This window comes from Facivitalis istanbulensis, from assembly GCF_040560405.1.
Classification (GTDB): Bacteria; Pseudomonadota; Alphaproteobacteria; order Sphingomonadales; family Sphingomonadaceae; genus Sphingomonas; species Sphingomonas istanbulensis.
In genome coordinates, this window is record NZ_JAVSCQ010000091.1 from 1 (window position 1) to 536 (window position 536).

Below are 536 nucleotides of genomic sequence, written 5' to 3' on the forward strand. Positions count from 1 at the left end.
GCCATCGTCGCCGCTCGCGTGTGGTCGATATTAACTCCATCGCTCCCCAGCGGGATCGACCCATCTAAGCTTCTGCGTCCGCCTCGCGGTTGAGTCTCGCCGACGCCGCGCGCGTCGACTGACTACCCTAGAGGATCATGCACTATGAACGGCAGTTTTCGCCGGTCGCGCACCGTTGCGCTGACCGGCGCCTTTGCGGCGCTATCGCCCGTAGGTGCGGCGTGGTCGCAGACCGCACCCCCCTTTGCACAGCTTCTAAATCAGACGCGTGATGTGCCGCGCGTCCTGGCGCTAGAAGCAGACGTCGCCCGAGCACGCGGCTTGGCATTACAAGCGCGCGCCCGACCGAACCCCTCGATCAATGTCTATGCAGAGAATTTCGTGGGCGACCACGATCGCAATGCGCGCAATCAACAACAGACGACTTTCCAGGTCGATCAGCCTGTCGAACTGGGCGGCAAGCGATCCGCTCGGATCGCCGCCGGTGAAGCCGGGATCGTTGCGGCAAAGGCGCGCGATCGTGACGGCCGTCTCGT

Annotated in this window: 1 protein-coding gene; it reads left to right on the forward strand. The window is 63.8% G+C overall.

What is annotated here, in order from left to right; all coding sequences use genetic code 11:
- Positions 1-144 precede the first annotated feature (144 nt).
- Positions 145-536 (forward strand): TolC family protein (locus tag RN629_RS18315; protein WP_407036501.1); only part of this gene is annotated, 392 nt, incomplete at its 3' end.